We start from the raw sequence: 26,323 nt of genomic DNA, 5'->3' as shown, positions 1-26,323 counted from the left end.
TCGGTCACGGCTCCACGCTAGCGGACCGCCCCGGGGCTACCCCACGTGCCGCAGCAGCGACCGCAACGCGCGGGTCGCGACGGAGAGCCGCGACTCGTCGTTGGCGATGGGGCTGGTGCCGTCGGCGGGGTCGAGGATCTCGCCGAGCAGCGCGCCGACCCGCTCGAGGCGACGCGCGTTGTGCGAGGCCCAGTCGCCGATCTTCTGCGTCGCCGGCTCGGTGGGATCGGTGAAGTTGAGCACCTCGATCGTCAGCCCCCGCAGCGCGCCGTACAGGTCGTCGCGCAGCGCGAGCCGCGCCATCTCGCTCCACCGGTCGCCGCGCGGCAGTTCGGCGACGGCCGCCAGCATCTCGTCCACCCGCAGGCGCTGCATGAGGGCGAAGTACAGCTGCCCGACCTCGTCGTCCTCGCGCTCGGCGATGTCCGCGATGTCCACCACGTCCAGGAGGCTGAACCGGTACAGCGCACGGCCCACGGTGTACGCCAGCTCGTCCGGCACGCCCGCGGCGATCGCGCGGTCCGACGAGGCGCACGCGTGCCGGTCGTAGCGCAGGTCCCACGAGCCCATGGCGGCCGACAGCGCGGCGATCCGGTCGGCGTAGCGGTTGACCTCCGCGCCGATCGCGATCGGCTGCGGCCGGTTGGTGAGCATCCACCGGGCGCCGCGGTCGAGCACGCGGCGGCTCTCGGCGAGCAGCGCCGCGGTCTCGCCCGCCGAGACGGGCACCTCCTTGAGCTCCGCCCAGGTGCGCGGCAGGCCGAAGACGCGGCTCACCGCGACGAAGGCACGCACGGCGTCGGCCGCGCCGGCCCCGGTCTCCTCGGCGAGGCGGTAGACGAAGCTGACGCCCGCGTTGTCAACCATCTCGTTCACCGTCTGGGTGGCGACGATCTCGCGGCGCAGCGGGTGCGCGAAGACGGCCTCGCCGGCGCGCTCGCGCAGCCGGTCCGGGAAGTACTCCGGCAGCTTCGCGACGAGCACGTCGTTGTCCGGCAGGTCCCCGGACAGCACGTCGTCCTTGACGGCGAGCTTGACGTGGGCCATGAGGTTGGACAGCTCCGGCGAGCTCAGCCCCAGGCCCGCGGCCTGCAGCTTGTCGGTCTCCTTGCGGGTCGGCAGCGCCTCCAGGCGCAGGTCGACGCCGCGGTTGCGGGACAGGTCCGCGAGGATCCGGGCGTGCACGTCGACCATCTTCGGGGCGAGCGAGCGCTCGACCGACAGCGCCGTGTTCTGCGAGACGTTGTCGGCGAGCACCAGGCGCGAGACGTCGTCCGTCATCGAGACCAGCAGGTCGTGCCGCTCGCCCGCGGGGATCGCGCCCGCGGCGATCTGCCGGTCGAGCAGGATCTTGATGTTGACCTCGTGGTCGGAGCAGTCCACGCCCGCGGAGTTGTCCATGGCGTCGGTGTTGATCCGGCCGCCGGCGCGGTCGAACTCGATGCGGCCGAGCGGGGTCACCCCCAGGTTGCCGCCCTCGCCGACCACCTTCGCGCGAACCTCCTGCCCGTCGACGCGGATCGCGTCGTTGGCGCGGTCGCCCACGTCCAGGTTGGTCTCGGTGGACGCCTTGATGTACGTGCCGATGCCGCCGTTCCACAGCAGGTCGACGGGGGCCAGCAGCACCGCGCGCATGAGCTCCGGCGGGGTCATCTCGGTGACGTCGTCGGCGAGGCCGAGAGCCGCGCGCACCTGCGGGCTGATCGGCACCGACTTCTGGTCGCGGCTGAAGACGCCGCCGCCCTCGCTGATCTTGCTGGTGTCGTAGTCCTTCCACGACGACCGCGGCAGCGCGAACAGCCGCTCGCGCTCGGCGAAACCGGTGGCCGCGTCGGGGTTCGGGTCGAGGAAGATGTCGCGGTGGTCGAACGCGGCGACCAGCCGGATGTTCTCGGAGAGCAGCATGCCGTTGCCGAAGACGTCGCCGCTCATGTCGCCCACGCCGACCGTCGTGAAGTCCTCGGACTGCGTGTCGACGCCCATTTCGCGGAAGTGCATCTTGACCGACTCCCAGGCGCCGCGGGCGGTGATGCCCATGCCCTTGTGGTCATAGCCCTCGGAGCCGCCGGAGGCGAAGGCGTCGCCGAGCCAGAAGCCGTAGCCGGCCGCGACGTCGTTGGCGATGTCGGAGAAGGAGGCGGTGCCCTTGTCCGCGGCGACCACCAGGTAGGTGTCGTCGGGGTCCCGGCGCACCACGCGCTCGGGCGGGAGCACGTCCCCGTCGGGGCCGAGGTTGTCGGTCACGTCGAGCAGGCCGGAGATGAACATGCGGTAGCAGGCGACGCCCTCGGCGCGCTGCGCGTCCCGGTCGACGGCGGCGTCCCCCGTGACCTCCGGCGGCTGCTTCACGACGAAGCCGCCCTTGGCGCCCACGGGCACGATGACCGCGTTCTTGACCGCCTGGGCCTTCACCAGGCCCAGGATCTCGGTGCGGAAGTCCTCCCGGCGGTCGGACCAGCGCAGCCCGCCGCGGGCGACCATCCCGAACCGCAGGTGGACGCCCTCGACGCGCGGCGAGTACACGAAGATCTCGAACCGCGGGCGCGGCTTGGGCGCCTCGGGGATACGGCCGGGCTCCAGCTTGATGGAGATCACCGGCTTGTCGGCGTAGAAGTTGGTGCGCACGGCCGCCTGCACGACGTGCAGGTAGGCGCGCAGGATCCGGTCGGCGTCGAGGCTGGTCACGGCCGCGAAGGCGGCCTTGAGGTCGGCCTCCGCCGCCTCCGCCGCGTCGGAGTCCGCCGCGATCGGGTCGAACGTCGCGGTCCACAGCCGGCCCAGCGCGAGGACCGCGTCGCGGTGCTCGAGCAGCACCTGCGCCATGTGGCCCGGGCTGTACGGGAAGCCGCACTGCCGCAGGTACTGGCCGATGGCACGGAGCAGCGCGACGCTGCGCCAGTCCAGGCCGAACGCGAAGATCAGCTCGTTGAACTTGTCCACCTCGGCCTCGCCGCGCCAGACGGCGGCGGCGCCCTCGCTCGCCAGCCCGCGCAGGCGCGCCAGGTGCGCCGGAAGATCCGCCTCGGCGACGCCCTCGGCCGCGGTCGCCCGCAGCACGGGCGAGACCCGCAGCCCGAAGTCGTAGACCGAGCACAGCGCACCGTCGGGCCGGCGGACCGTGTAGGGCCGCTCGTCGAGCACGTCGACGCCCAGGGACTGCAGGACCGGCAGCACCTGCGAGAGCGTGACCTGCCCGCCGGTCATGTACATGGTGAACCCGAGGTTGGCGCCCCGGCCCTCCGGCGGGTCGTAGAAGACGAGGTCGCTGCCCTGCGCGGGGAGCGCCGCGATGCGGTTGATGTCGAGCAGCGCGACCTCGGGGGTCTGGTCCTCCTTGTAGTTGGGCGAGATGCCCGGGAGGTACGCGGAGACGGTGGCGGCGTCCGCGCCGGCGGCTGCGGCGGCGGAGAGGACGTCCTCGTCCCAGGTGCGGCTCACGTCGCCGAGCCGGGCGCGGATCCGCGCCTCGTCGGCGGCCTGGAAGACGGGGACGGTGTCCTCGCCGCGCGGCAGCAGCACGAACTGGATCCGGGCGATCGCCGATTCGGTGACGCGGGCGGTGAACCGGTCGACGTGCATGCCGGTCTCGTCCTCGAGCACGTCGATCAGGACGCCGCGGGCCCGCGAGGTGTAGCGGTCGCGGGGCAGGTAGACGAGGGCGCGCGCGAACCGGGCCAGCTTGTCGGTGCGCAGGAACAGGGCCAGGTCGTCGTCACCCAGGTCGCGCAGGGCGCCGAAGACGCGGGCCAGCTCGTCCTCGTCGGCGACGACGAGCCGCAGGCGGGGGTAGGTCTGGATGTACTCCATGAGGCGCTGATTGGCCGGGTCCGTCCGGTCCACGCCGATCCGGGCGAGCACGCGCTCGATCTTCGCGCCCACCATGGGGATGCCGAAGACGTTGTGGTGCAGGCCGAGCACAGTGAGGGCCATCGCGAACAGGTCCACCGCGCCGCCGTCCGAGGGCGCCGCGGCCAGAAGGAAGGGCGAGCCCGCCGCGTCGCCGAGCGGCTGCGCCAGCTCCACCACGGCGATGGCGCCCGGCTCGGGCGCGGGCATCGCGTCGATCACGGCCTGGAGCTTCGCATCGGGGTCGGCGAGGACGCCGGTACCGACACCGTCGACCCGGCTCCCGAGGACGCGGGCGTTGTCCTCCGACAGCCACGTCAGGAAGTCGGACGGTGACCTTCCGGGCGGCTGCGTGGCCACGACGGACGCGACGCGAGTGAAGACGGACGGATCGATCGCGGACTGCGCCACGGGCGTGCTCCTCCTGCGGGGTCGTGACAGCGGCACGCCAAATGCGGGGTCAGCACGCGGCGCCGTTGCCATGGTGTGACGGAGCCTGTCGGCTCCGGGCACCACACTACGACCGGGAGGGGGGCTACGCGCCAGTAATGACGACGAAGCCCGCGACCGGTGCGGTCGCGGGCTTCGTCGCTGCGCTCGATCTCAGTCGCGCGTGAGCTTGCGGTGCGTCACGGCGTGCGGGCGCGCCGCCTCCGCGCCGAGGCGCTCGATCTTGTTCGCCTCGTACGCCTCGAAGTTGCCCTCGAACCAGAACCACTGCCCCTCGGAGACGTTGCCCTCCCACGCCAGGATGTGCGTGCAGGTCCGGTCCAGGAACCACCGATCGTGGGAGATCACCACGGCGCAGCCGGGGAACTGCTCCAGCGCGTTCTCCAGGCTGGACAGCGTCTCGACGTCCAGGTCGTTGGTCGGCTCATCGAGGAGGATCAGGTTGCCGCCCTCCTTGAGCGTGAGCGCCAGGTTCAGGCGGTTGCGCTCACCACCGGAGAGCACCTCGGACGGCTTCTGCTGGTCCGGCCCCTTGAAGCCGAACGCGCTGACGTAGGCGCGGGCCGGCATCTCGTTCTGGCCGACGGTGATGTAGTCGAGCCCGTCCGAGACCACCTGGAAGACGGACTTCTTCGGGTCGATGTTGGCGCGGTTCTGGTCGACGTAGCTGAGCTTGACCGTCTCGCCCACCTTGACCTCGCCCGAGTCCGGGCTCTCGAGGCCGACGATGGTCTTGAACAGCGTGGTCTTGCCGACGCCGTTCGGGCCGATCACGCCGACGATGCCGTTGCGCGGCAGGGTGAACGACAGATCCTTGATCAGCACGCGGCCGTCGAAGCCCTTGTCGAGGTTCTTGACCTCGACCACCACGTTGCCCAGGCGCGGCGGCGTGGGGATCTGGATCTCCTCGAAGTCGAGCTTGCGGTGCTTCTCGGCTTCGGCCGCCATCTCGTCGTAGCGCTCGAGGCGGGCCTTGTTCTTGGTCTGCCGGGCCTTGGCGCCGGAGCGCACCCAGGCGAGTTCCTCCTTGAGCCGCTTCTGCAGCTTCTGGTCCTTCTTGCCCTGCACCTCGAGGCGCTCGGCCTTCTTCTCGAGGTACGCCGAGTAGTTGCCCTCGTAGCCGTGCAGCTTGCCGCGGTCGACCTCGCAGATCCACTGCGCGACGTGGTCCAGGAAGTACCGGTCGTGGGTCACGGCCAGGACGGCGCCGGCGTAGCCCGCGAGGTGCTGCTCGAGCCAGAGCACCGACTCGGCGTCCAGGTGGTTGGTGGGCTCGTCGAGGAGCAGCAGGTCGGGCTTGCTCAGCAGCAGCTTGCACAGCGCGACGCGACGCTTCTCACCACCGGAGAGGTTCTCCACCGACGAGTCGCCCGGCGGGCAGCGCAGCGCGTCCATGGCCTGCTCGATCTGCGAGTCGACCTCCCAGGCGTCGACGGCGTCGAGCTGCTCCTGCAACTGCCCCATCTCCTCCATCAGTTCGTCCGTGTAGTCGGTGGCCATCAGCTCGGCCACCTCGTTGTAGCGGCGCAGGTTGACCATCGTCTGGCCGAGGCCGTCCTCGACGTTCTCCTTGACCGTCTTGGTCTCGTCGAGCTTCGGCTCCTGCATCAGGATGCCGACGGTGGCGTCCGGGTCCAGGAAGGCCTCGCCGTTGGACGGCTGGTCGAGGCCGGCCATGATCTTGAGGATCGACGACTTGCCCGCGCCGTTCGGGCCGACCACGCCGATCTTCGCGCCCGGGTAGAACGACATCGTCACGTCATCGAGAATGACCTTGTCGCCGTGCGCCTTGCGCACCTTCTTCATGGTGTAGATGAACTCAGCCACAGTCCCTGCCCTGTCTCACGCGAAAACGACCCACCGGTGTGCCGGGGGCAAACGACTCCAGCCTACCGACCGGCACCCGCGGGCGGGTACCAGACCGGGGCGAGCGCACGCGACCCACGCGGTGCACGCGCGGCGGACCGGGTAGCGCGCCGCCCCGGAATCGAGTAGTCGGCCACTCGCGCGCCGCACCCCGCCCCGCGTTTGACTCGTGCGATGACGAGGCGAACGGACGGCGCAGGTCTCGGCTCCGCGCCGCGATCCGCGCCCGCTCCAGCGGCTCCCCCGCGGCGACTGGCCCGTAACAAGCGGGCCTTAAGGACCGAACGAGACAGTAGGAGCACGGTCGCTGGGGAGCGACCGTCGGACCGCAATCGTCCACAGGGGATAGGGGATTCGTCGTGAGGGATGAGGTAAGTGCAACCCGGGTGTGCGGAGAACCGGCGCACCGCGAGCCGATCGCCGTCGTCGGCATCGGATGCCGCCTGCCGGGCGGTGTGCGCTCCGCCGACGACTTCTGGAAGCTGCTCGACGAGGGGCGCGACGCGATCGTCGACATCCCCGCCGACCGGTGGAGCACGGACCGGTACTACGAGTCCGAGCGCACGCCGGGCAAGAGCCGGGTGCGACGCGGCGGCTTCCTGACCGACCCGGTGGACGAGTTCGATCCGGCGTTCTTCGGGATCTCCCCGGTCGAGGCGAGCTCGATGGACCCGCAGCAGCGGCTCCTGCTCGAGGTCGCGTGGGAATCGATCGAGGACGCCGGGCTGCGCGCCGAGGACCTCGAGCGCTCGCAGACCTCGGTCTTCACCGGGGGCTTCACCCTCGACTACAGCCAGATGCACTTCTCCACGTCCGCCGCGGAACCGCCGACGGTCGCCGCGCACACCGCGACCGGCGTCGTGATGACGATGCTGTCCAACCGCATCTCGCACGCCTTCGACCTGCTCGGACCCAGCATGTCCGTCGATACGGCGTGCTCGTCGTCGCTGGTCGCGATCCACCTCGCGTGCCAGTCGATCTGGAACGGCGAGAGCGAGCTCGCCCTCGCCGGCGGCGTCAACCTGATGCTCAGCCCGAACTTCACCATCGCCGCGTCCACGGGCGGCTTCCTCTCCCCCACCAGCACGTCGCGGGCGTTCGACGCGGCGGCCAACGGTTACGTCCGCGGCGAGGGCGCCGCCCTCGTCGTGCTCAAGCCGCTCGCGCGGGCCCGCGCCGACGGCGACCGGATCTACGCGACGGTGCTCGGCACCGCCGTCAGCCAGGACGGGCGCACGAACGGCATCACCGTGCCCAACGGCGACAGCCAGAAGCGCGCCATCGAGGCCGCGCTCGCCCGCGCGGGCGTCGCCGCGGACTCCGTGGACTACGTCGAGGCGCACGGCACGGGCACCCCGGTCGGCGATCCGATCGAGGCCACCGCGATCGGCGAGATCTACGGCGCCGACCGGCCGGCGGACCGCCCGCTGGTGATCGGCTCGGTCAAGACGAACCTGGGGCACCTCGAGGCCGCGGCGGGCGTCGTGGGCTTCATCAAGTCCGCCCTCGCGCTCGGTCACCGGCGCGTGCCGCGGCACCTGCACCTCGACGCGCTCAACCCCGCCATCGACCTCGACCGGCTGCGGATCCGGATCGCCACCGAGCCGACCCCGCTCCGCCCCGACGGGCCCCTGCGCGCGGGCGTGAACTCCTTCGGCTTCGGCGGCACCAACGCGCACGCGATCCTCGAGTCCGCCCCCACCGCCGACGCGCCCGCCGCGCCTGCCGAGGACGTCGTGCGCGACGGGATCGCGGTCGTGCTGCCCCTCGCGGCGCGCGGCGAGGACGCCCTCGCGCAGCTCGCGGGCGCCTACGCCGGACTCGCGGCGACCGAGGGCGCAGCGCCGCTGGCCGGAGCGCTCAGCCACCGGCGCAGCGCCCACCGCGCCGCGCGCCTCGCGGTGATCGCCGCGGACGCCGCCGCGACCGCGGACGCGCTGCACGCCGCCGCGGAGGGCGTCCCGCACCAGGCGGTCCGGACGGGATCCGCGCTCGCCGACGCCCGGCCCCTCGCCTTCGTCTACACCGGCATGGGCCCGCAGTGGTGGGGCATGGCGCGCGGCCTGCTGCAGCACAACGCCGTCTTCCGCGCCGCGGTCGACCGCTGCGACGCCGCGATCGCGCCGCTCGCCGGCTGGTCGCTCACGGCCGAGCTGCTGGCTCCGGAGGCGACGTCCCGCATGCAGGAGTCCGTGGTCGCCCAGATCGCGAACTTCGGCGTGCAGTACGCGCTGACCCGGCTGTGGGAGTCGTTCGGCGTCCGGCCCGATCTCATCGTCGGACACAGCGCCGGCGAGGTCGCCGCCGCACTCGAGGCCGGGGCCCTGACCTTCGACGACGCGATCACCGTGATCGTGCATCGCGCCCGCCTCCAGCACACGGCGAGCGGGACCGGCCGGCTGCTGGCCGTCGCACTCGGCGAGGCCGCGGCCTCCGAGCTGCCCGAGGTCGCGCGCGGCGAGGTCGAGTTCGCCGCCGTCAACAGCCCCGGATCGGTGGCCCTCGTCGGGGCGCTCCCCGTCCTGGAGTCGCTCGCGGAACGGCTCGGCTCCGAGGGCGTCTTCGCGCGCCTCGTTCCCGGCGACGTCCCGTACCACAGCCGCGCGATGGACCCGCTCGAGGCGGAGCTCCGCACGGTCCTCGCCGGGCTCGCCCCCGGCGCACCGTCGATCCCCCTCTACTCGACGGTGACCGGCGCCCGGGTTCCGGCCGACGGCTCCGCGCAGCACGACGCCGCGTACTGGTGGGGCAACATCCGCCGGCCGGTGCTGTTCGGCGCGGCCGCCGACGCCATGCTCGCCGACGACGCCGTGACCTTCCTGGAGATCGGCCCCACGGCAGTGGTGGGCCGGGCGATCGCCGAGACCGCCGGCGCCCGCGGGCGCCCGGTGACGACGGGCGCGTCGCTGCGCCGCGACGGCGAGGACGCCGAATCCTTCGCCGCGGCGCTGGCGGACCTGTGGGTCCACGGCATCGACGTGGACTTCTCCCCGCTCGCACCCCGCGCCCCGATGCTGCCGCTGCCCGCCTACCCGTGGCAGACGGGCCGGTACTGGTCCGAGGGCGACGCCGGGCGCCGGGAGCGGCTGGCGGACACCGTCGAGCCCTATCTCGGCAACCGTTCCGACGGTGCCCTGCCCGCCTGGCGGCGCCTGCTGGACGGCACCGCGCCGCGGTCGCTCGCCGACCACGTGGTGCACGGCGCGACGCTGTTCCCCGGTGCGGGCTACCTCGAGATCGCGGCCGAGGTCGCGCGCGACGAGTACGGCGCCGCCGCGTGCACCCTGCAGGGCGTCGAGTTCGAGACCGCGCTGGTGCACGGCGGCGGCGGGACGTACCTGATCGACACCAGCCTCGACGCCGATTCCGGCCGGATCGCGATCCACGGCAAGGTGCCCGGCGCCGGCCGGTGGTCGCGGCACGCGACCGCGACGCTGCGGCCCGCGCCGTCGGTCGCACCCCGCGTCGACCTCGCCCCGATCGCGGGCGCGCCGGTCCCGGAGGACGAACTGTACGGGCTGTTCCGCGACGCCGGCTTCGTCTACGGGCCCGCGTACCGCCTGCTGCACGACGTGACCGTCGGCGATGGCGCCGCTTCGGCCCGGATCCGGGCCGTCTCCGCGGAGCCCGTCGCGGACCGGGCGCCGATCCTCGAGCCGAGCGTCCTCGACGCGGCCTTCCAGCTGCTGCTCCCGCTGGCCTTCCAGCGCGCGGAGGGCGCCAAGCTCATTCCCGTCGGCGTCGACCGCGTGGTGATCCACGGGCGGCCCGAGGGCCCCGTCGTCGCCCGGGCCACCGCCCGGACCTCGCCCGACCCCGCCACGATCAGCGGCGACGTGATCCTCGCCGGCGACGACGGCCGGGTCCTCACCGAGGTGGAGGGCTTCACCGTTCGGATCCTCGACGACGCCGCCGCGGCGCCGCAGCGCGTGGGCACCGACTGGGTGTACGAGCAGGCCTGGGAGCCGCAGCCCGCGGACGACGCCGAGCGCGCCTCCGCCGAGGGCGTGTGGCTGCTCCTCGCGGACCGCACCGGCGCCGCCGACGGCCTCGCCGAGCGACTGTCCGCCGCGGGCGGCACCCCGGTGCTGCTCCGCACGGGCGCCGTCGCCGACGGTGCCCTGCCGCCCGCCGACCGCGCGGCCCTGGCCGCCGCGCTGGACCGCACCGTCCCCGACGCGGGCCTGCGGGGCATCGTCCACCTCTGGTCGCTCGACGCCCGGCCCGACGCACCCGACCCGCTGCGCTGGACCGCGCACGAGGCGGTCCTCTCGGTGGTGCACCTCGCGGCCGAGCTCGAGCAGCGCGGCCTGGCGGCGCCGACCTTCCTGGTCACGGACGGCGCCCAGCCCGTCGCCGGCGGCGTGTCCGCGGCGGGGCTGCTGCAGTCCACGCTGCTCGGCGTCGGCCGGGTCCTGCACCACGAGCTGAGCGGGCTGCAGGCCCGCCTGGTGGACCTCGATCCGCAGGACCGGGACGCCAGTGCCGCCCTGCTGTTCGACGAGCTCACCGTCACCGGCAGCGACGAGGACCAGGTGTCCTTCCGCGGCGGGGCGCGGTTGGTCGCGCGCCTGTACCCGTCGGCCCGCTCCGGCGGCCGGATCCCCGCACGGATGCGCCCCGACGGTTCGTACCTCGTCACGGGCGGCCTCGGCGCGCTCGGCAGGCTGGTGCTCGTCGCCCTCGCGGAGCGCGGCGCGGGCCACCTGATCGTGACCAGTCGTTCGGGCCTCCCGGCGCGGGAGACCTGGGACGACCTCACCGATCCCGCGCAGCTCGATGCCGTCGTCGCGGTCCGCGCGGCGGAGGCGGCGGGCGCGACCGTGCACGTCGTGGCCGTGGACGTGACGGACGCCGGCGCCCTCACCACGTGCCTGGCGCGGCTCCGGTCGAGCGGCGCGCCCGCGCTGCGGGGCGTGATCCACTCCGCCGGCGCGGTGGACGACCAGATCCTGGTCCGGATGACGCAGGAGCAGGTCGAGCACGTCGTGCGGCCCAAGGTGCTGGGCGCCTGGGCCCTGCACGAGGCGACGGCCGGCGAGCCGCTCGACTTCTTCGCCCTCTTCTCGTCGATCTCGGCGGTCATTCCATCGCCGGGCCAGGGCAACTACGCCGCCGGCAACGCCTTCCTGGACGCGCTGGCCCACTACCGCCGGGCGCAGGGCCTGCCGGCGCTGTCGATCAACTGGGGCCCGTGGGACGCCGGGATGATCGCCAGTCTCGGCCTCCGCGACCTGTACGGGCAGCGCGGGATCGACCTCATCGACCCCGCGACGGGCATGGACCTCCTCGCGGAGCTGCTCGGCTCCGGCGAGGTGCAGCAGGGCGTGGTGTCCGCGCACTGGCCCACCGTGGTCGAGAGCTACGCGCTCACCCCGACCCTCGTCGCCCACCTGGGCCGGACGGAGGGAGACGCGGAGGGAGACGGCGAGTCGATCCTCGACCGGCTCGGCTCCGCCGCGGCGGACGACCGCGCGCCGATTGCCGCGGACGGGGTGCGGCTCACCGTGTCCCGCGTGCTGCGGATGGCGGAGGAGCACATCCCCGACGACGAGCCGCTCGGCCGCCTGGGCGTGGACTCGATGCTCGCCACCGAGCTGCGGATCCGCGTGGAGCAGCAGTTCCGCGCCGCCCCGTCGATCGCCTTCCTCCTCGACGGCGCGACGGTGGCGACGATCGCCGCCGAGCTGCTCGCGACCCTCGACTTCTCCGCGGGCGACGTCGAACCCGACGCCGAGGTCGACGACCTCGCGTCCCTGCTCGCGGACCTGGACGACGAGGCCGTCGCCGCCCTGCTCGCCCAGTCCGAGACCACCGAACCCAACGCCGGAGGCCCCCGATGACCGAGATCGAAGACCGCCTGGCGGCGCTCAGTCCCGCCCAGCGCCGCGCCCTCCTGGCCCGGCTCGGGAAGGCACCGTCGGCCGCGCCCGCCGCGGCGCCGATCACGCGCCGCGTGCGCGAGGGCGACGCCGTGCGGCTCTCGGCCACACAGGAGAACATGTGGTTCCTGGAGCAGTTCCACCCCGGCACGACCATGCACGTCATGTCCGGCGTCGCTCGGCTGCCGATCGACGTCCCCCTCGACGTCTTCACCGACTGCCTGGCCGAGGTGATCGCGCGGCACCCGGTGCTGCGCACGCGGTTCGGCATGGAGGACGGTGAGCCGGTCGCCCGGATCGCACCCGCCGAGCGGCCCGAGGTCGGGTTCCTCGACGGTGTCGACGACGAGCGGATGTGGGACCGGTTCCGCGAGGACGCACGGACCCCGTTCGACATCGCCCGCGAGCCGCTGCTGCGGGCGACCCTCGCGCGCAGCGCCTCCGGCGGCACGTGGGTGCAGATCACGCTGCACCATATGGTGGCCGACGGCTACTCCACCGGCATCCTCTTCGCCGAGCTGGGCCGGCTCGCCACGGGCCGGCTCGTCGGCCGGCTGCAGCAACTCCCCGAGGTCCCGTTCCAGTACGCCGACGTGGCGCTCTGGGAGCGGGAGCGCGCGGAGGCCGACGCCGACGCCGCGGACATCGCCTACTGGACCGGGCGGCTCGACGGTGCGCCGACCGCGCTGACCCTCCCGACGGACCACCCCCGCCCGGCCCGTCAGGCCTACCGCGGCCGCCGGACCGAGTTCGCGCTCACCGCCGAGCAGACCGCGGCGATCCGCACGTTCAGCGCCGAGCACGGCGTCACCCCCTTCGTGACGGTGCTCGGCGCGTACGCGGTGGTCCTGGGCCGCTGGTCCGCACAGGACGGCGTCGTCGTCGGCGTTCCCGTCGCACAGCGCTCCCAGCCGGGGTCGGAACAGGTGATCGGCCCGTTCCTCAACACGCTCGCGCTGCCCGTCGCGCTCGAGCCGGGCGAGACGGTCAAGGGCCTTCTCGCGCAGGTGAACGCCACCGTGCGCGAGGGCTTCACGCATCAGGACGCGCGCTTCGACCGCGTGCTCTCGGCGCTCGATCTCGGCCGTGACCCGGCGCGCCCGCCGCTGTTCCAGGCGATCCTCAACATGCAGGAGGACCGCAGCGCGCCCGAGATGCAGCTGCGCGACCTGTACAACGGCTGCGCCAAGTTCGACGTGCTGCTGAACGTCACCACCACGCCCACCACGATGACCGGCACGCTCGACGTCGCGGCGGACCTGTTCGATCAGGAGACCGCCGACGCGCTGATCGACTCCGTCGTCGCGGTGCTCGAGGCGGTGACCGCGCCCGGATCCCCTACGGGAACCGAGATCTCGACGTTGCCGCTCTCGACCGTCCCGGCCCCGGCCGACTCGCCGGCCCCGCAGCCCGCCACCCCCGCGCTCGACGCGTACGTGCTCGCCGCGGCACGCGGTTCCGCCGACCGCACCGCGATCGTCGCCGGCGCGGAGCGGATCACGTACGCCGAGTTGGACGCCCGGGTCGAGCGGCTCGCCGCCCGGATCGCCGAGCGGCTCGATGCACCGCCGCAGACGCCGGTGGGCCTGCTCCTCCCGCGGTCGGCGGAGGTCATCGTCGCCATGCTCGCGACGCTCCGGGCCGGCTACTCGTTCGTGCCGCTCGACCCCGCCTATCCGGCCGAGCGCCTCGAATTCATCTGCGCCGACGCGGGCATCCCCGCGCTGATCACCACGGCCGGGAACCTGGCCGAGGTGCCGGGCCTGAACCTGCCGTGGATCGACGCGACCGACGTCGCCGACGCGCCCGCCGGGCCGGTCCCGGCCCCGTCGACGGAGGACCCCGCGACCCGGACCGCGTACATGCTGTACACCTCCGGCTCCACGGGGCGCCCGAAGGGCGTGCGGGTCTCGCACCGCAACGTCGTCACCTTCCTCGAGGCGATGCGCACCGAGCCGGGCATGGCACCGTCGGACACGCTGCTGGCCGTCACCAGCCCGTCCTTCGACATCGCGATCCTCGAGCTGCTGCTCCCGCTCGCCACCGGGGCGCGGGTCGTCATCGCCGACGGTGACGACGCCCGCGACGGCGACCGGCTCGCGGCGCTGCTCGACGAGCACGCGGTCACGGTCATGCAGGCCACCCCCACCACGTGGCACCTGCTGCTCGACGCCGGCTGGTCCGGCACCCGCGGGCTGCGGGCGCTGTGCGGCGGGGAGGCGATGCCCGCCGTGCTCGCGGGCCGGCTCCTCGCCGGCACCGACGAGCTGTGGAACATGTACGGCCCCACCGAGACCACCATCTGGTCGACGGTGCACCGGGTCACCGAGGCCGACGTCGCCGCGGGTGCGATCCCGATCGGCCACCCGATCCGCGGCACCGGCATCGTGGTCGCGGACGCCACCGCCGCCCCCGTCCCCGACGGGGTGTTCGGCGAGCTGTGCATCATCGGCGACGGCGTCACCCTGGGCTACCACGCGCGCCCCGAGCTCACCGCCGACCGCTTCGTGACGCTGGCCGGGTCGGCGCGCGCCCGCGCCTACCGGACGGGCGACCTGGTGCGCCGATTCCGGGACGGGCGGATCGAGTTCGGCGGCCGGATCGACACCCAGGTGAAGGTGCGCGGCTTCCGCGTCGAGCTGGGCGAGATCGAGAGCGCCCTCGAGACCGTGCTGCCCGGCGTCCGCGCGATCGCCGCCGTGGACGCGGCCGGTGCTGCGATCACCGCCTACCTCGAATGCCCGGCGGAACGGCTGGGCGACACCGGCGCCCTGCTCGCGAGCCTGCGGGAGACGCTGCCGCCGTACATGGTGCCGAGCGCGTTCGCCGTCGTCGACGCGTTCCCGCTGACGCCGAACCGCAAGATCGACCGCAAGGCCCTCGCCGCCGCCGGCGGTGCGCCCGTGGCCCTGGCCGCCGCGAGCGGCACCGAGTACCTCGCCGCCCGCACCGACCTGGAGCGCGACCTCACCGCGATCTGGACCGACCTGCTGTCGTTGCAGACGGCGCCCGGCGTCCGCGACGACTTCTTCCTCCTCGGCGGCCACTCACTCCTCGCGACGAAGCTGGTCTTCCGGGTGCGGGAGAAGCTCGGCCGGGTGGTGCCCCTGCCCGCCCTGTTCGCAGGCGAGCTGACGATCGAGCGGCTGGCGGCGATCCTCGAACAGGGCGGCGCGGGCTTCGAGAGCTCGTTGGTCCTCGCCGACGAGGTCGTTCTGCCGGAGCACATCCGGCCCGCGCCGGGCGCGCCCGTGCGCGACGTCACCGACCCCCGGAACCTGTTCGTCACGGGCGCGACGGGCTTCGTCGGCGCATTCCTCCTCGCGGAGCTGCTGGACACCTCGTCGGCCACCATGCACTGCCTGGTCCGCGCCGGCTCGCCCGACGAGGGGTTCGACCGGATCCGGAGGACGATGCGCGACTACGGGATCTGGCGCGACGCCTACGCCGCCCGGATCGTCGCGGTGCCGGGCGATCTGACGCGCCCCCGGCTCGGCCTCGACGACGCCGCCTGGACGGAACTGGCCGCCACCGCGGACGGCATCATGCACTGCGGCGCCGACGTGAACTTCCTTCGGCCCTATCCGACGCTGAAGCCCGCGAACGTCGACGGCACGGTGCAGGTGCTCGCGCTCGCGTGCGACGGCCCCGTCAAGCCCGTGCACTTCGTGTCGACGACCTACGTCTTCTCGCGGTTCTCGTACCCGCAGGACACCGTCTTCGCCGAGGACGACCGCAGCCCGGTCCAGGATCCGCGCTTCACCTTCGGCTACACCCAGTCCAAGTGGGTGGGCGAACAGCTCGTCTTCGAGGCCCGTTCACGGGGCGTGCCGACGTTCGTCTACCGCACGGGCCGCGTCGCGGGCCACAGCCGCACCGGGGCGTGCCAGCTGTCGGACTTCCTGTGGCAGACGATCCGGCTCGGCGTCGCCCTGGGCGCGGCGCCGACGATGGACATGTCGACCGACATCACCCCCGTCGACTACGTGGTCGGCGCGATCGCGCACCTGGCGCGGCAGCAGCACCTCGCCGGGCGCACGTTCCACGTCGTCTCGTCGGAGACGGTCGCGGTGCCGGACCTGGTGCGGTGGATGTCCGACTTCGGTTACGCCGGCGAGGAACTGCCGTTCGGCCAGTGGTGCGAGCGCGCCGCGGACCTCGCCGAGCGCGAGGGCGACGAGACGGCCGCCGCGCTGGCGCCGTTCCTCTCGGCGACGCCGCTGGACAACATGCCCGATGCGACCTTCGACGACGCGAACGTGCGGGAGGGCCTGGCCGGCACCGGCATCGCCTGCCCGCCGATCGACGGCGCGCTGCTGCGACGCTACTTCGAGTGGTTCATCGACTGCGGGTACCTCCCGGCGCCGTCGTCCCTGGATCTCCCGGAGAGCGCGGCGTCATGACCGATTCCACCTCCCGCGCCTCCGTGGAGCGGACGACCACGACGCTCCGCGAGCGGCGCCGCCGCACACCGGTGCCGCCCGCCAACCCGCCGACGCTGCCCACCGGGCGGATGAGAGCGTCCCGCCCGGCGGTGTCCGCGTCCCGGCCCATACCGACCGTGGCACGACCGCTCCCCTCCGGGCCCGCGCGCCCGGCGGCGCGCGTGTCACCGCCCGCCGACCCGCCGCAACAGGCGCGCCCGGCGGTGGCCACCACTGCGTGGCCGACGGCCGTCGGCTCGTCCGCCCCGCCCGTGTCGGCGGCCCCGGCGCCCGCTGCCGCACCGTCCGCCACGCCGGCTCCGTCGGCCCCGCCTGGCCAGTCCGCTCCGGCCGCTCCGGCCGACCGGACGTCGATCCCGCAGCCGCCCGTCCGCCCGACGGCTCCGCCCGCGCGACCGTCCACACCCGCGTACCCGCCCGGGCCGGGGCGGCCCGCGCCGGCCGGCCGCGCGGCGCCCGGCGCCGGACCCGGTGCTCCGCCGGTCATCAGCGTCCGGAACCTGGCCAAGAGCTACGGCGACGTACGCGCGGTCGACGGCGTCTCCTTCGACGTGGCGGGCGGCAGCACGTTCGCCTTCCTCGGCACCAACGGCGCGGGCAAGTCGACGACGATCAGCTGCATCACCACGCTGAAGTCCGTGTCGTCCGGCTCGATCCACGTCGCGGGCCTGGAGGTGGGCAAGCAGGACCTCGACATCCGCCGGGCCATCGGCGTCGTCTTCCAGGAATCCCTGCTGGATCCGGTGTTGTCCGTCCGGGAGAACCTGGCACTGCGGGCGACCTTCTACGGCATCGACGCGAAGACGACCAAGGAGCGGATCGCCGGGCTGTCGTCGCTACTCGGGCTGGAGGAGTTCCTCACCCGCAGGTACAAGGCGCTGTCGGGCGGGCAGAAGCGGCGCGCCGACATCGCGCGCGCCCTGATCCACCAGCCCCGCATCCTGTTCCTCGACGAGCCGACGACGGGCCTGGACCCGGACTCGCGCGACCGCGTGTGGTCGACGATCCTCGACCTGCAGAAGCGGCTGCGGCTGACCGTCTTCCTCACCACGCACTACATGGAGGAGGCCGAGCGCGCCGACCGCATCGCGATCATCGATCACGGCCGGATCGTCACGGCGGGAACGCCGACGGAGCTGCGGAGCGCTCACGCGAAGGACGAGTTGCGGGTCACGCTGCGGGACCCGCGGCGCTTCGACCAGCGGTTCGGGCCGCGCGCGCGGAGCAACGGCAGCGAGCGGAGGATCGCCGTCGAGTCCAGCGACGAGGCCAGGGCCCTGCTGCGCGACTTCGACGCCGAGATCGCCGATTTCGAGTTCCGGCACGGCACGATGGACGACGTCTTCCTGGCCATCACCCGGGGAGGTGCGCGATGACACTCGCGAACCTGACCCGGCGCAACGTCGTCGTCTTCTTCCGCGACCCTGCGGCGGTGTTCTTCTCCCTGCTCTCGCCGATCATCCTGTTCGTGCTGTTCTCCGCCTTCCTCGGCGGTGTGCAGACCGATGCGCTGCAGAAGTCCCTGCCCACCGCGAACGCCGACGACGTCGACGCCTTCGTCTACTCCTGGGTGATCGCCAACCTGGTGATGATCACCACGGCCACGACCAGCCTGTCGGCGCTGGTGGTGTTCGTGAACGACCGGGTGGGCAACGTCTTCCGCGACTTCCTGGTCTCGCCGATCAGCCGGTTCCAGCTGATCCTGAGCTACCTGCTCGGCGCCTTCGTGGTGTCGACGGCCCTGAGCACCACGGTGTTCGTGCTCGCGGACGTCTACCTCGGTGTCGTCCATTCGGCGGCGCTGTCGGCGGGCGCGTTCGCGCAGGCCCTGGCGCAACTGGTCGGCTTCTGCCTGCTGTTCTCCGCGATCTGGAGCTTCGTCGTCACGTTCATCGGTTCCGCCGGCGTGTTCACCTCGGTCGCGACGATCGTCGGCACGGCGGGCGGCTTCCTGGCGGGCGCCTACATCACCGTCGGCGCCCTGCCGAGCGGCGTGGTGACCTTCATGAACGTCCTCCCGCTGAACCAGGCCGCGACCCTGATGCGCGGGCCGTTCACCCGCGGTCCGCTCGACGCGCTCGTCGGATCCTCCGAGCCTGCCCGCGCGACGGTCGAAGCGGAGTACGGCCTCCTCCCGTACATCGCGTCCGCGCAGGTCCCGGCCTGGGCGATCTGGTTGCTCTTCGCGGCGCTGTTCGTCGTCTTCGTCCTCCTCGGCGCCTGGCGCATCGGGCGCAGGATCGGGTGAGCGGTCGTAGCCTGGCCTCATGAGCCCCGCGAGTTTCTCCGTCTCGATCCCGCAGATCCTCGACGGCGCCTTCGACGCCGCCGGCGTCCGCGACTACCTGATCCGGGCGGAGGAGCTCGGCTTCGAGGGCGCGTGGACGTCGGAGCAGACGGTCGGCGGCGCGGCGATGCTCGCGCCCCTGGAGCTGCTGTCCTGGGCGGCTGCGTGCACCAGCCGGCTGCGCCTCGGGGTGGGGGTGATCGTGTCCTCGCTGCACGATCCGCTGCAACTGGCGGCCGCGGCCACGTCCGTCGACAGGCTCAGCCACGGGCGCCTCGACCTGGGGCTCGGCTCGGGCGGCGACTTCCGCCCGTTCGCCGCGTTCGGCGTCGCCCGCGAGAGCTTCATCTCCTCGTACACCGAGGGCGTCGAGCTCATGAAGGCCGCGTGGGCGGACGGTCCGACGGTCACCTTCCACGGGCGCTTCCGTCAGGCCGACGGGGTGTCGATACCGCTCAAGCCGGTGCAGCGCCCGCACCCGCCGCTGTGGTTCGGCGGCGGCGCCCCGAAGGCGCTCGCCCGCGCCGTCCGACTCGGTGACGGCTTCCTGGGCGCGGGGTCGTCGACCACCGCGCACTTCCGCGGGGCCGCCGCCACCGTCCGCGAGGAACTGGCGCGGCACGGACGGGACGCCGACGGGTTCCGGATCGGCAAGCGGGTCTACCTCGCGATCGACGACGATCCCGCCCGCGCGCGCCGCGCGGCGGAGGAGGGCCTGTCCCGGATCTACGGCGCGCTGGCGACACGGTTCGGCGACGTCGCGGTGACGGGGACGCCGGAACAGGTCGCCTCCGGCATCGCCGAGGTCGTCGACGCGGGCGCGCAGACAGTCCTGCTCAATCCGATGGGCTTCGACGTCGCCGCGGACCGCGAGCAACTCGAGCGGCTGCACGCCGAGGTCCTCCCCCTGCTCGGTTGACAGGCCCTCCGCAGCAGGGACCGGTCGCGCGGTCCCCGCGGGTCATCCCAGTACCCGGCGGCTCGATGCCGCGGCGTTGTCCGCGTGGGCCCGGCTGCGCGAGGCGGGCGTCACGCACACCACGTCGCCGGCGTACGCCTCCCGCCAGACGAAGCCCTGCCGGCAGGTGTTGGGCCCGTACGCCCCGCCGCCCGGCTGCCGACGGGATGCCGCGAGCCGGTTCTCCTCCGCCGTCGCGGTCCGGGTGGACGGCGTCACGCAGACGTGATCGGAGGTGCGGGCCTCGCGCCAGACGAAGCCCTGCTTGCAGGTGTCCGGGCCGTACGGCAGGTTCGGTCGGGCCGTGATCGACGCCTCCTCCCAGGGCGAGCACGTCGAGCTGCTCAGGACGTGGGTCTCGCAGCCCTGGACCTTCACGGTGTACGTGACGCCCGGGTTCACGGTGGTGATCCGGAAGCTTCCGCGGCGGCCACCGGCGACCGCGTGCTGCGTCTCCGCCCGGCCCGGGCGGCTCCACCGGACGTTGTACGCGTCCCACTCCTGATCGCCCTTCCACTCGACCACGATCGTGGTCCCCGTCTGGTACAGGTTGTCGATGCACGGCTGACCCACCGCGCACAGCACCTGATCGCCGCCGACCGGCACGGCCGTGGCGGGGGCGGGAACGGCGAGGACGCCGCACACGACGGCGCCCCAGGCCACCGCCGCCCCGAGATACCGCGTACCGCGGGGACGATCGCTCCTGTTTGTCCGAGTGCTCATGATGTCTCCTTCGGCCGGGCTGCTGATCCGCCGAGTCAACCGCCGCCACGGCCGCGTGGATAGCGTGCCGGACTACTCGATTCCGGGGCCGCGCTACTCGATCCGCCCGGCGGCGGACGGGCGGACCGAGTAGCGCACGAACGCCGCGCGCCGTCCCGCCGCCCCGCCTCACGCCGCTCACCGCGGTGCGGCGCGCACCAGGTCACGTCGCCGTAACAATGCGGCCCGAACCCGGAAACACCGCGCGGGCACCGTGGGCGGCATGGATGTGGAGACGGTGTGCGGGTACTGCGGGGTGGGCTGCGGCCTCACCCTGCATGTGCGCGACGGTGCCGTCACGGGTTCGGTGGGGACGAAGCACCACCCCGCGAACCGCGGGCGGCTGTGCACCAAGGGCACCACCACCGTCGACCTGCTCGCCGCCGGTGGCCGGCAGACCCGCGCGGAGGTGCGTGCGGACCGCGACGCCGACCGCGGCACCGTCGAGCTCGCGGAGGCGATCGCGGCGACCGGACGGCGCCTGCGGGAGATCCGGGACGCGCACGGGCCCGACGCGATCGCCCTGTACGTGAGCGGGCAGATGACGCTGGAGGCGCAGTACCTCGCGACCAAGCTGGCGAAGGGCTTCCTGCGCACGAAGTGGATCGAGTCCAACTCCCGGCTGTGCATGGCGAGCGCGGGAACGGGCTACAAGCAGTCCCTCGGCTCCGACGGGCCGCCCGGCAGCTACGACGATCTCGACCACGCCGACGTCTTCCTCGTCACCGGCGCCAACATGGCCGACTGCCACCCGATCCTGTTCCTGCGCATGATGGACCGGGTCAAGGCGGGCGCGAAGCTGATCGTGGTCGACCCGCGGCGCACCGCGACCGCGGCGAAGGCCGACCTGCACCTGCCGATCCGCCCGGGCACCGACCTCGCGCTGCTCAACGGCCTGCTCGCATTGCTCGTCGACCGCGGCGCCGTGGACCGGGAGTTCGTCGACGCGCACACCGAGGGCTGGGACGCCATGCCCGCCTTCCTCGAGGACTATCCGGTGGATCGCGTCGCCGAGATCACCGGACTCGACGCGGCCGACATCGAGCGCGCGGCCGAGCTCATCGGCGGCGCCGCGAACTGGACCAGTCTGTGGACCATGGGCCTGAACCAGTCCACCCACGGCACCTGGAACACCATCGCGCTCTGCAACCTGCACCTGGCCACCGGCGCGATCTGCCGCACCGGCTCGGGCCCGTTCAGCCTGACCGGCCAGCCGAACGCGATGGGCGGCCGCGAGATGGGCTACATGGGGCCGGGCCTCCCCGGCCAGCGCTCCGTGCTCGACGACGGCGACCGCGCCCGCACCGAGGCCCTGTGGGGCCTGCCGGAGGGCACGATCCGGGCCGAAGCCGGCCAGGGCACCGTCGAGATGTACCGGGAGCTGGCGGCCGGGAACCTCAAGGCCGCGTGGATCATCTGCAGCAACCCGGCGGCGTCGATGGCCAACCGGTCCACCGTGATCGACGCCCTTCGCTCGGCGGAGCTGGTGGTCGTGCAGGACGCCTACACCGCCACCGAGACCTCCGCCTACGCCGACATCGTGCTGCCCGCCGCGCTCTGGGCCGAGACCGACGGCGTGATGGTCAACTCGGAGCGCTCCCTCACCCGCACCGCCGCCGCGACTGCGCCGCCCGGCGACGCGCTCCCCGATTGGAAGCTGATCTGCCTGATCGCCGCCGAGCTCGGTCACGGCGCCGACTTCGACTATCCCGACGCCGCGGCGGTCTTCGAGGAGCTCAAGGCCTTCCACAATCCCCGCACCGGCTGGGACGTCCGCGGCGTCGACCACGCACGCCTCGCGCAGGGCCCCGTGCAGTGGCCCGCCGCGCCGGGCGGGCCCGACCGGAACCCGATCCGCTACCTCGACGAGGACCGGGGCCTACGGTTCGCGACGCCGACGGGCCGCGCGCGCTTCCTCCCCCGCCCGTACCTGCCGCCCGCGGAGCTGCCGGACGACGAGTACCCGCTGATCCTCACCACCGGTCGCCTCGCGCACCAGTGGCACACCATGACCAAGACCGGCCGTGTCGCCAAGCTCAATCGACTCAACCCCGCGCCCTTCCTCCAGCTCAACCCGGAGGACGCCCACCGGCTCGGTCTCGCCGACGGCGCGCGGGTGCGGGTCTCCACCCGGCGCGGCGGGGCGACCCTGCCGGTGGCCGTCGACGACGCCGTCCGGCCGGGAGTCTGCTTCGCCCCCATGCACTTCGCCGACACCTTCGGAGAGGATGTGGCCGTGAACGCGGTGACCAACGACGCCGTCGACCCCGAATCGCTGCAGCCCGAGTTCAAGGTGAGCGCCGTCGCGCTCACGCCCGTCCCGGCGGACCCGCCCGCCCCCGTCGAGGCGCCGGCGTCCCCGCTCGCCGCGGCGCTCGCGCCGTACGCCTCGGGCCCCGGCGAACTGACCGCGGAGGCGTCGGGCTACCTCGGCGGCCTGCTCACGGGCCTGAGCGCCGCGCCCCCGTCCGGGGTGCCGACGGTGCCCGGCGACGCCCCGCTTGCCCCGATCGCGCGGGCCTGGCTCGAGGGTGTCCTGGCGGGCGTGTTCGGCGGCGCCCCGCAGGCCCCGGCGGCGACGGTGACCGTCGTCTGGGCGTCGCAGACGGGCACGGCCGAGGCCTACGCGACGGACTGCGCCGCAGCGCTGGACGGCGCGGGCATGACGGCGAGGGTCCTCGGCGCCGAACAGGTCTCGCCCGCACAGCTGACGGGAACCGTGTTGTTCCTGGTCGCCACGACCGGCGACGGCGAGGCCCCCGACAACGGCGTCGCGCTGTGGGACGCGCTGGCCGGGGCGGAGCCCGGCGACCTGGGCGGCCTGCGGTTCTCCGTCCTCGGCTTCGGCGACCCCTCGTACGCCGACTTCTGCGGCTTCGCCCGCAAGCTGGACGCCCGGCTCGAGCACCTCGGGGGCGCCCGGCTCGCCCCGCGCGCCTCCTGCGAGCCCGACTACGCCGAGACCGCCGCCGCCTGGCTCGGCGCGGTGGTGTCCGCGCTGGATCCGGAGGCCGCGCCGCCGCAGCCTGCGGCACCGGAGCCGACCGGCCACTCCCGCACCCATCCGTTGCGCACCCGCCTGCTGGAATCCGAGCGGCTCTCCGGCGACGGTTCGGCGAAGGACGTGCGCCGCTTCACCTTCGCGCTCCCGTCCGACGCACTCACCTACCGCGCCGGCGACGCCCTGGGAATCTGGCCGGTGAACTCGGGCGCCGTCATCGAGGAGTTCTGCGCCCGCACCGGCGTCCACCGCGACTGCCCCGGCCTGGACCGCAAGGACCTCACCCGGATCACCCCCGAGCTGCTGCGCTTCGTCGCGGACCGTTGCGAGGTGGGCGACGAGCTGCGCGGGGTCCTCGACGAGCCCACGACATTCGCCTCGTGGACCTGGGGCCGCCAGCTGCTCGACCTGCTCGCCGAGCACCCGGTGCAGGCGGAACCGGAGGAGTGGGAGGCGCTGCTACGGCCGCTCACGCCGCGGCTCTACTCGATCTCCTCGAGTCCCCGCGAGGACGCCGACCGGGTCTCGGTCACCGTCTCCGTCGTCGGCTTCGACCACGACGGCAGGCGCCGCGGCGGCGCCTGCTCGACGCACCTCGCCGGCCTCGAGGCCGACGGAGAGGTGGACGTCTTCGTCCAGCCGACCCGTGGCTTCCTGCCGCCGGAGGACGCCGACGCGCCGGCGATCATGATCGGCCCGGGCACGGGCATCGCGCCCTTCCGCGGCTTCCTGCACGACCGGGCGCGCAGCGGCGCGACGGGGCCGAACTGGCTGTTCTTCGGCGAGCAGCACGAGGCCACCGACTTCTACTACCGCGCGGAGCTCGACGGCCTCGCCGCGGACGGGGTGCTCACCCGGCTCGACACCGCCTTCTCCCGGGACTCCGACCGGAAGGTGTACGTACAGGACCGGATGCGCGAGCACGCCGCCGAACTGTGGGAATGGATCCGCGCCGGCGCGCACCTCTACGTGTGCGGCGATGCGGCGCACATGGCCCGCGACGTGGACGAGGCCCTGCGCGGTATCGTCGCCGAACACGGCCACATGGCCCCGCGCAGCGCGGACGCCTACCTGGCGGCGCTGTCCGCCGAACGGAGATACGTGCGTGACGTCTACTGACCACGACCCGGCCGCGTCCTGTGACGCGGCCGTCGTCGTGGCCGGTGGCGCAGCCCGTCGCCTCGGGCTCGACAAGCCCGAGCTCGTGGTCGGCGGCCGCCGGTTGCTCGACGCCGCGATCGCTGCTGCCGGCGAGGCGGCCGTGGTCGTGGTGGGACCGCCGCGCGCCGTGCCGGAGCACGTCGTCGTGGTCCGCGAGGACCCGCCCGGCGGTGGTCCCCTCGCCGCCATCGCCGCGGGGCTCGCCGCCGTTCCCGCGACGGCGCGGACGGTCGCGGTGCTCGCTGCGGACCTGCCCGAGGTGGAACCGTCGACCCTGGCCCGCCTCGCCGCGCTCCGCGCCGAGACCGCGGCGCCGGTGGCGCTCGCCGAGGACCCGCACGGGCACCCCCAGTACCTGCTGGCGGTGTGGGACGCCGCCGCCCTCCGCGCCGCGCTCGCCGGGATCGGCAGCGCCGAGAACGCCCCCGTCCGCGCGATCCTCCCGCCCGACGCGCCCCGGCTGCGCCTCCCGCTCGAGGACGCCGACACCCCCGCGGACCTGGCGCGCGCCGAGAAGTCTCCCCTCGCGATCCGCCGCCTCCTGCGGGCCGCCCTCCCTGCGCTCCCGGCGGCCGGCGGCCCGCCGGTGCCGGGTGCCGCGCTCGCGGAGGCGCTCGTGGCGGCCGCACCGTTCCCGCCGTTCGACCAGTCCGCGATGGACGGCTGGGCCGTGGCGGGCCCTCCGCCCTGGCGCCCCGTCGACGGCGCCGCGCTCGCGGGGCACGCCGCCCCGCCGCTGGAACCCGGCACCGCGGTACGAATCGCCACCGGCGCGCGCCTGCCTGTGGGCGCCGACCGGGTGATCCGCGACGAGGAGATCGTCACCGACGGGCTGGCCCTGAACTGCACCGATGCCGCCCGCAACGACGTCCGCCCGGCCGGATCCGCGTGGCCGGACGGCGCGACGCTGGCTCCGGCCGGCGCCGCGATCGACCCGGCGCTGGTCTCGCTGGCCACCGCCGCCGGCGTGACCGCGATCGCCGCCCGCGGACCCCTGCGGATCCGCCTGCACACCTCCGGCGACGAGGTCGGGGCCGCGGGCCGCGCGGGCCTCCCCGAGACGGCCTGGGGCCCCGTCGCCGCGGTCTTCGAGGCCTCGGGCGCGCGCGTGCTCCGGGGACCCCACCTGCCGGACGCGCCCGCCTCCTTCCGCGCCGCCCTCCTCCCCGACGGTGCCGACGTCGTCGCCGTCATCGGCGCCACCGGCCGCGGCGCCGCGGACCGGCTGCGGGGCGCCCTCGCCGAGGCCGGCGCGACGCTGCTGGTCAACGGGGTGGACGTGCGCCCCGGCGGCTCCCTCCTCGTGGCGACGGTGCCGGACGGCCCGATCGTGCTCGGCCTGGGCGGAAACCCGATGGCGGCTCTGCTCGGGGCCGCGCTCCTCGCGCGGCCGCTGCGTGCGGCGCTGCTGCGCGAGACCCCGCCGGCCGCGGAACTGCTCGCCCTCGCCGATCCCAACCCCGACGACCGGTGGCGCATGCTGCCCGTCGAGCCCGACGGGGCCGGACGGTGGCGCCTGCCCGCCACGGTGGCGACGCCGCACCTCCGCGACGCCGCCGGGCGCCGCGGCATCGCGCTGGTGCCCCCGCTGGCGCAGCCCGGCGACCTCGTCGAACGCCTGGCCTGACCCTCCTCACGACCGCGCGACGCTCTCCGTGAGGAAGG

The 26,323-nt window shown here is 73.8% G+C and carries 10 protein-coding genes; 7 read left to right on the top strand and 3 right to left on the bottom strand.

The window, feature by feature from the left end; translation table 11 throughout:
* Positions 1 to 36: 36 nt before the first annotated feature.
* Entirely contained in the window at positions 37 to 4,257 is a 4,221-nt protein-coding gene (locus tag WFK95_RS19680; RefSeq protein ID WP_336671675.1) for an NAD-glutamate dehydrogenase, read from the bottom strand.
* 192 nt (positions 4,258 to 4,449) lie between these two features.
* Positions 4,450 to 6,123: an energy-dependent translational throttle protein EttA gene (ettA, locus tag WFK95_RS19675; RefSeq protein ID WP_224645479.1), complete on the bottom strand. Its 1,674-nt coding sequence runs from the start codon at positions 6,121 to 6,123 to the stop codon at positions 4,450 to 4,452.
* A gap of 398 nt (positions 6,124 to 6,521) precedes the next feature.
* Between ettA and WFK95_RS19670 the strand changes: the two genes are divergently transcribed.
* The 5 genes from WFK95_RS19670 to WFK95_RS19650 are packed head-to-tail and all read left to right on the top strand — an operon-like array spanning position 6,522 to position 19,695.
* The gene (locus WFK95_RS19670; RefSeq protein WP_336671674.1) at positions 6,522 to 12,005 is read left to right on the top strand and encodes a type I polyketide synthase; all 5,484 of its coding nucleotides are present in this window, start codon (positions 6,522 to 6,524) and stop codon (positions 12,003 to 12,005) included.
* Positions 12,002 to 16,447 (top strand): non-ribosomal peptide synthetase, encoded by a 4,446-nt coding sequence (locus WFK95_RS19665; protein ID WP_336671673.1) that lies wholly within the window; start codon positions 12,002 to 12,004, stop codon positions 16,445 to 16,447. Before WFK95_RS19670 ends, WFK95_RS19665 begins: the two co-directional genes overlap by 4 nt.
* A complete protein-coding gene (locus tag WFK95_RS19660) occupies positions 16,444 to 17,865 on the top strand; it encodes an ABC transporter ATP-binding protein (RefSeq protein WP_336671672.1) in 1,422 nt (473 codons plus the stop codon). Before WFK95_RS19665 ends, WFK95_RS19660 begins: the two co-directional genes overlap by 4 nt.
* Positions 17,862 to 18,737 carry an ABC transporter permease gene (locus WFK95_RS19655; protein ID WP_336671671.1) on the top strand — a complete coding sequence of 292 codons (876 nt, stop codon included), beginning with the start codon at positions 17,862 to 17,864 and terminating at the stop codon, positions 18,735 to 18,737. The genes WFK95_RS19660 and WFK95_RS19655 overlap by 4 nt, the downstream gene beginning before the upstream one ends.
* 19 nt (positions 18,738 to 18,756) lie before the next feature.
* Complete coding sequence (locus WFK95_RS19650) at positions 18,757 to 19,695, top strand: LLM class flavin-dependent oxidoreductase (RefSeq protein ID WP_336671670.1); 939 nt, start codon at positions 18,757 to 18,759, stop codon at positions 19,693 to 19,695.
* Positions 19,696 to 19,737: 42 nt separating this feature from the next.
* On the opposite strand, the gene WFK95_RS19645 is transcribed toward WFK95_RS19650, so the two are convergent.
* A complete protein-coding gene (locus WFK95_RS19645; protein ID WP_336671669.1) occupies positions 19,738 to 20,457 on the bottom strand; it encodes a fibronectin type III domain-containing protein in 720 nt (239 codons plus the stop codon).
* Between the two features lie 262 nt (positions 20,458 to 20,719).
* Here WFK95_RS19645 and WFK95_RS19640 point away from each other — a divergent pair, with 262 nt between their 5' ends.
* Both WFK95_RS19640 and WFK95_RS19635 read left to right on the top strand, forming a co-directional pair.
* Entirely contained in the window at positions 20,720 to 24,616 is a 3,897-nt protein-coding gene (locus WFK95_RS19640) for a bifunctional nitrate reductase/sulfite reductase flavoprotein subunit alpha (RefSeq protein ID WP_336671668.1), read from the top strand.
* Positions 24,603 to 26,285, top strand: a complete 1,683-nt coding sequence (locus tag WFK95_RS19635) for an NTP transferase domain-containing protein (protein WP_336671667.1) — start codon at positions 24,603 to 24,605, stop codon at positions 26,283 to 26,285. Before WFK95_RS19640 ends, WFK95_RS19635 begins: the two co-directional genes overlap by 14 nt.
* Positions 26,286 to 26,323 lie beyond the last annotated feature (38 nt).

The sequence above is a fragment of the Tsukamurella sp. USMM236 genome (genome assembly GCF_037148755.1).
Taxonomy (GTDB): domain Bacteria; phylum Actinomycetota; class Actinomycetes; order Mycobacteriales; family Mycobacteriaceae; genus Tsukamurella.
The sequence above is the reverse complement of the archived record's forward strand: the minus strand, read 5'-3'. Positions and strand labels throughout refer to the sequence as shown.

Coding starts and splice junctions, on each gene's coding strand:
- WFK95_RS19665 (WP_336671673.1), top strand. CDS start 12,002: ATGACCGAGATCGAAGACCGCCTGGCGGCGCTCAGTCCCGCCCAGCGC.
- WFK95_RS19660 (WP_336671672.1), top strand. CDS start 16,444: ATGACCGATTCCACCTCCCGCGCCTCCGTGGAGCGGACGACCACGACG.
- WFK95_RS19655 (WP_336671671.1), top strand. CDS start 17,862: ATGACACTCGCGAACCTGACCCGGCGCAACGTCGTCGTCTTCTTCCGC.
- WFK95_RS19650 (WP_336671670.1), top strand. CDS start 18,757: ATGAGCCCCGCGAGTTTCTCCGTCTCGATCCCGCAGATCCTCGACGGC.
- WFK95_RS19645 (WP_336671669.1), bottom strand. CDS start 20,457: ATGAGCACTCGGACAAACAGGAGCGATCGTCCCCGCGGTACGCGGTAT.
- WFK95_RS19640 (WP_336671668.1), top strand. CDS start 20,720: ATGGATGTGGAGACGGTGTGCGGGTACTGCGGGGTGGGCTGCGGCCTC.